4 protein-coding genes and 3 pseudogenes are annotated in these 5,320 nt (G+C 69.5%); 3 read left to right on the top strand and 4 right to left on the bottom strand.

The features are described 5' to 3' along the window. Positions 1-945, top strand: a pseudogene (locus tag CSW58_RS15195) (23S rRNA pseudouridylate synthase B); the annotation flags it as partial. A 110-nt stretch (positions 946-1,055) separates the two neighbouring features. Here CSW58_RS15195 and CSW58_RS15190 read toward each other — a convergent pair. Both CSW58_RS15190 and CSW58_RS15185 read right to left on the bottom strand, forming a co-directional pair. Next, positions 1,056-1,628: a CPBP family intramembrane glutamic endopeptidase gene (locus CSW58_RS15190; RefSeq protein WP_236627742.1), complete on the bottom strand. Its 573-nt coding sequence runs from the start codon at positions 1,626-1,628 to the stop codon at positions 1,056-1,058. 55 nt (positions 1,629-1,683) lie between these two features. After that, complete coding sequence (locus tag CSW58_RS15185) at positions 1,684-1,998, bottom strand: hypothetical protein (RefSeq protein ID WP_236627741.1); 315 nt, start codon at positions 1,996-1,998, stop codon at positions 1,684-1,686. Between the two features lie 139 nt (positions 1,999-2,137). On the opposite strand from CSW58_RS15185, the pseudogene rsmD reads away from it, so the two are divergent. Continuing rightward, positions 2,138-2,702 (top strand): annotated as a pseudogene (gene rsmD, locus CSW58_RS09095) (16S rRNA (guanine(966)-N(2))-methyltransferase RsmD). Here rsmD and CSW58_RS09090 read toward each other — a convergent pair. After that, a pseudogene (locus tag CSW58_RS09090) lies at positions 2,663-2,983 on the bottom strand (YjhX family toxin). The pseudogenes rsmD and CSW58_RS09090 sit on opposite strands and share 40 nt — an antisense overlap. A 190-nt stretch (positions 2,984-3,173) precedes the next feature. After that, a complete protein-coding gene (locus tag CSW58_RS09085) occupies positions 3,174-4,973 on the bottom strand; it encodes an AsmA family protein (protein ID WP_236627743.1) in 1,800 nt (599 codons plus the stop codon). A 60-nt stretch (positions 4,974-5,033) separates the two neighbouring features. On the opposite strand from CSW58_RS09085, the gene CSW58_RS15180 reads away from it, so the two are divergent. Further along, a partial coding sequence (locus CSW58_RS15180) for a hypothetical protein (protein WP_236627744.1) occupies positions 5,034-5,320 on the top strand: 287 nt, incomplete at its 3' end.

The raw sequence follows: 5,320 nt of genomic DNA, 5'->3' as shown, positions 1-5,320 counted from the left end.
TATCGCGCCCGCGCCTTCGGCCACACCACCCAGGAACAGCTGGACCGGCTGAAGGAGGGCGTCACCGTCGAGGGCGTGCGCTACGGCCCGATCGAGGCCAAGCTCGACAAGGCCCAGGACAAGGCCGGCGGCGGCCGCAACGTCTGGATCACGGTCACCCTCAGCGAAGGCAAGAACCGCGAGATCCGCCGGGTGCTCGAATATCTCGACCTCAAGGTCAACCGGCTGATCCGCCTGTCCTACGGTCCCTTCGCCCTGGGCACCCTGCTGGCCGGCCAGGTCGAGGAGGTCGGGCCGCGGGTGATCCGCGAACTGCTGGAAGGCGTCGTGCCGCCCGAGAACATGCCGACCGGCGACAAGCCCCGCTTCATCGGCGTCGCTGATCCGCTGTTCGCGCCCGGCGTCGCCAAGGACGGCGAGGTTCCGCGCGGCGGCGAGGCCCAGCGCCGCGCGCCCTCTGGCCGCGCGCCGGCCGTCAGCTTCGAAGCCAAGCCGGAAGAGGTCAAGAAGGTCTACAAGTCCGGCTGGGCCAAGCCGAAGATCAAGGCCGACACCGGCCACAAGCGCCCGCCGGTCAAGAAGTCGATCGCGGACAAGATCGTCGGCCCCAAGCCTCTGCCGCGCGGCGCCAAGCCGGTCGGCAAGGCGCTCGGCAAGCCAGGCGCGCCGGTCAGGACCGCGGGTCCGCTCGGCAAGGCCGCCCCGGCCAAGCCGGCCTATGCGGCGGGCGCGTCCAAGGGCCCGGCCAAGGTCTTCGACGGCAAGCCCCCCGCAGGCAAGCCCGCCTACGCTCCCGGCGCGGCCAAGCGGCCCGCCAAGCCTTCTGACAAGCCTTTTGACGCCAAGGCCCCGGCAAGGTCGTTCGACGGCAAGCCCGCCCGGCCTCGTCCGGCGGCCGGCCCGCGCCCCACCGGCGGCAAGCCGCGATCGGGCGGCAAGCCCTAGAGCCCTTTAGCTTTAGATGGAATCATCTAAAGCGTTCAAAAGGGCTCTAAATGTTTGATTCTAAAGCCTGTTTATCCCGTTTTCATGGTTCCATGAAGACGGGACAGGCTCTAGGTCGGGACCACCTCGGCCCGGGTCCATCGCCGCAAGGGCGCTGCACGAACCACGACCTCGGCCAGGGTGATGAAGGCCAGCAGCATCAGCGGGGCGACGACCAGGCTGCTCGGCTCGAAGGCGTGCGGCGGGTCGGTCAGGGTCATGGGGCGGACCAGCAGCAGGATCAGGATGTTGTTGGCCGCGTGGGCCCCGATCGCGAACTCGATCCCGCCCAGCCTCAGGGTCATCCAGCCCAGGCCCATGCCCATGGCCATCCGCACCAGGAAGGCGTCGAGATTGGGATCCATGTGGATGGCCGCGAACAGCAGGCCGTTGAGGATCAGCAGCGGCCAGGGCCGGCGCAGGAAGGCGGCGGTCAGCTTGAGCAGCCAGCCGCGAAACACCAGTTCCTCGGCCGCCGCCGCGATCAGCAGCAGCACGGTGGTCGCCAGGGCGTAGGCCAGGCGACCGGGCAGGGTGGAGACCTGGGTCAGGATCGGCGGCTTCGCCGATGTCGGGTCCAGAAGGGTCAGGCCCAGGTACAGGGGCGCGCCGATCGCGGCGAACAGCACCAGACCGGCCAGCATCAGCCGCCAGCGAAAGCGCGGCGCGGCGGTGAAATAGCTCCTCAGGCGTCGGTCATCAGGCCGGCGCCCACCGCGGTGAAGGCCAGGGCCATGGCCCGTTGGCCGCCGCCAGAATGCAGAACACAAACAGGCTGAAGGTCAGGCTGGAGGCCAGAACGGCGGGATCGCGGGTCGCCTGCATCAGGCGATCGCCGGCCCCGGGATCGCCCGACAGCACCGCGAAGGCGAAGAAGACGCCGCCGCCGGCGATGATCCCGGCCACGAGGGCCGCCAGGGCCCCGAGCGGCAGGGTCAGCAGGATGCGGCCGATCCGCCGGTCCTTGGATGTGAGGTCGGCCAGGAACGCGGACCGCTCAAGCTCTGTCGTCACGGTGATCCTCGCCCCGGCTAGACCTCATGGCTAGGCGGTCGGTCGGATCGGCGCAAGCGTGCAGAGCAGGTCCAAGGACGACTTGCCCGGCCGGTGCGCACGCGGCACACAGGCGCTCGTCGTTGCAGAGACCCCCACCATGCGCATCGTTTCCGGCCAGTATCGCGGCAAGGCCATCGCCACCCCGCCCGGTGACACCACACGCCCGACCTCGGATCGCGCCCGGCAGGCGGTGTTCAACATCCTCGAACACGCCGCCTGGGCTCCGGAACTGCCCGGCGCGCGGGTGATCGACCTGTTCGCCGGCTCGGGCGCCCTGGGCCTCGAGGCCGTGTCGCGCGGCGCGGCCTTCTGCCTGTTCGTCGAGACCGACGACGCGGCGCGCGGGGCGATCCGCGACCAATGTCGACGCCTTCGGCCTGTTTGGCCAAACCCGGGTGCATCGCCGTGACGCGACAAATCTGGGCGCCCCGCCGGCCAGCGCCGGGGCCCCGTTCACCGTGGCCTTCCTGGATCCGCCCTACGCCAAGGGTCTGGGCGAGAAGGCCCTGGCCGAACTCCTGGCCGGCGACTGGCTGGCCCCGGGCGCGATCGTGGTCTTCGAGCGCGGCCGAGATGAGACCAACCCCGCGACGCCGGGCTATACGGTGCTGGATGCGCGCGACTATGGCGCCGCGCGCGTCCTGTTTCTGCGGCGGGACTGAGCTACCAGCCCCGGGCCGTCACCCGGGTTGTCGAGCTGGGCCCTGAGATTGACCAGGCCCTCGCGGGTGATGCGATAGGGCCCGCCGCCGTGGCTTGGCGATGAACCGGCGGCGCTTGAGGGCCTTGAAGACGCTCAGCGAGCAGTCCGAAAGCCGCCAGCCTTCGCCGGTGAGGCAGTCGGCGCCGACTGCGCGGCCGCGATCGTCGCGCAGGAGTTCGATGGCGGGCGCCCTGCGCCAGCGCGTGCACGTGCGCGTTGCTGCGGTTTGGAGATGTTCAAGGGAATGTCCGAAAATCGAGGCGTGACAACGCGCATCCGGCGGGACGCGCGGACGGGATCACGGCCTTTTCGGCGGACGAACCGAGGTTCGGAACCTGTTAGGCCCGGGCCTCGCGCACAATCTCGGACATGACACACCTGGAGTTCAGACGTGCTTTTATAACCCGATAGAGGGAACTCGCCAACCCGACTACCGACCGGACTTGGCGGCGGGAGTGGCCTGGGAGACCCTGACAGGCGCGCCGCTGCCGCGGGCGTCGGCGACGATCCCGGCGCAGTCGGCGTCCTTGGCCTCGCCCGTGGAGATGAACGGCAGCAGCACCGTCAGCGGCGAGACCAGGGCCCCCAGGGCGGTGGCGACACCGGTCTGGGCGAGGGCTTTGCGGGTATCCAGCTTGACCTTCGGCGACAGGATCGGGCCTTGGATCGTGATCGGAATGAACAGGCGCACCAGCCGCGGCTTCTTGCTGTCGCCTTCGATCCGGAACTCCATGCGCTCGGTTTCCAGATTGATCGTGCCCCGGCCACGGGCGAGGACGACGCCCGTATCGGCGAGGATCTGGGTGCTGGTCATGACGCCGTTCTTGACGGTGAAGTCGGCGATGGCGCAGCGCACGGCGGTCTCCCGCTGGTCCTTGGTGAGCAGCAGCAGAAGCCCCTTGGAGGCATTGACCCCCAAAAGTTCGGCGAAGGCCTGGCGGATCTGGCCGCGCGGTGAGACCACGGTGACCGCGCCATTGGCGTTCGACGCGGCGCGATGCACCGAGTTACCCGCCCCGCTCAGCTTGATCCGGGCCATGACGCCGCCCTCGATCGCCGGCTGGCCGCCGCTGCGAATGGGGATGAAATCCTCCAGCTTGGCGTTGGTCAGCCGCAGATCCAGATCGGTGCGGGGCGTGGCCGGCCGGGCGTCCAGGCGAACCTTTCCGGCCAGGTCTCCGCGCGAAAAGGTGAACCTGATCGGGTCCAGGGTCAGGACCCCCTTGTCCAGCGCCAGGTCGATCCGCACCTTTTTGAGCGGGAAATTAGGGGCGTTCACGGCCAGGGCGCGATAGCTGACCTTGGCGTCCATGGCCCGCACCCGCTCGACCTGCAAGGTGGCGTCGGGCAGCAGACGGCGGGTGGCGGCGCGTTGGCCGGCCTCGATCTTCTGGCCCGCCGAGGCGGTTTCGCCGGCCCTGGTGGACGGCGCGGCCCCGACCAGGCTGCCCAGGTCATCGAAATCAAGCCGGCGCGAGCGAAGCTCGGCTTCCAGATAGGGCCGCTCGCGACCTAGCAGCACGAACAGGTCGCCCGACACGTCGCTGTCGCCCACCCGACCGTTCAGGCCCTTGAAGTCATAGCGTTGCCCCTTGCGGCTCAGCTTGCCGCTGATCCGGTAGGGCGGGGTGTTGGGCAGGGTCAGGCCGGTCAGGGCGTAGAGGCGGTTCAGGTCGGCGCCCGAAACGGTCAGGTCGGTCTCGAACCGGCCCAGGTCGAAGGGCTTGGTCACCGACCCTTTGGCCAGAACCCGCGTGGCTCCGGCCTCGATCCGCGCGTCGAACGGGTAGGGGTGGCGCGGCGAGATGTTCAGCAAGGGGCCGCCGGTCAGGGTGGCGGTGAACGGCGCACGGTTCAGCTGTCCGTCGCCCTGGATCACGAACTTGCCGCGGCCATCGCCGCTGGCGTGTTCGTTGGAGCTGACCGTGCCGAGGAACAGCACGTCGCGCTGGCGATCGTCGATCCGCAGCTTGCCGTCATTGATGACGAAATGCTGGATGGCCGGCAGCTTGACCGCGCTCTTGCTCGGCTTGCCGGAGCCGAAGGTCCAGTTGGCGCGACCCGAGGCCTCGCGAAGCAGCCGCACATCGGGCCGGTCGATGGCGACCAGAGGCAGCACCACCTCGCCCTTGAACAGCGGCAGCAGTTTGATGTGCACGGCCAGTCGGTCGATCCTGGCCATGTCTCCAGCCGGCGCCCCATCGGCCGCCGCCCAAGCCGGCTGGCCGATCCGCAGCCCGCCTGCCTCGACCCTGGGGTCAGGGACCAGGGATGGACCTTCAGGTCGCCGGTGATCTCGACCTCGCGGCCCAGCCGCGCCGACGCCATGCGGCCGATCGGGCCGCGCAGCCAGTTCCAGTCGAAGACCAACAGAAAGGCGACGATGGCGGCGAACAGCGCCGTCGCGCCGATCAACGACCAGCGAGCGCGGGGCGACAGGCCGGTCCATGCGTCGGCGGCGCGCTGGTGCGCCGGGCGGCGAATCGGCGGGCCTTCTACGGGTGTTTCGATATCGGACGACAGGGCGGCTACTCCGGAGGCGCCCGAGCACAACGCGCCAAACCGCGCTTTGTGTCC

This window comes from Caulobacter sp. B11, from assembly GCF_002737765.1.
Taxonomy (GTDB): Bacteria; Pseudomonadota; Alphaproteobacteria; order Caulobacterales; family Caulobacteraceae; genus Caulobacter.
The sequence above is the reverse complement of the archived record's forward strand: the minus strand, read 5'-3'. Positions and strand labels throughout refer to the sequence as shown.

Excerpts from the sequence above, each read along its gene's own strand:
- CSW58_RS15190 (WP_236627742.1), bottom strand. The coding sequence starts at position 1,628 with ATGCTGGCCGGTCTGGTGCTGTTCGCCGCGATCGGCGCGCCCCTGTAC.